The 232-nt window shown below is 59.1% G+C and carries 1 protein-coding gene; it reads left to right on the plus strand.

The features are described from left to right. Positions 1–232, plus strand: a 232-nt coding sequence (locus ACRHNM_RS18345; protein ID WP_431138059.1) for a hypothetical protein, incomplete at both ends; no start/stop codon positions are given.

A 232-nucleotide genomic window follows, 5' to 3' on the forward strand; every position in this document is an offset into this window, starting at 1 on the left:
GGAGGAATGGCCTGAGTACTTCCAGCGCTCGGTGGTCGTCATCAACGCCCGGAGCGGGGTGGTTTATCCGTTGCCGATCGACGCATTGTCCGGCCCTTTGTCCAGCAAAGGAGAGCCGACCACTTATGGGAAGGTGGAAACGTCCGTGGATGCGCAGCAGTTCTGCCTGGTCGGAGCGATACTGGCTTACCGTTCAATCAACGACGGGCGTTTCTGCTTCGGATTCGACGGT

The sequence above is a fragment of the Psychroserpens mesophilus genome (assembly GCF_050617655.1).
Taxonomy (GTDB): Bacteria; Bacteroidota; Bacteroidia; order Flavobacteriales; family Flavobacteriaceae; genus Psychroserpens; species Psychroserpens mesophilus_A.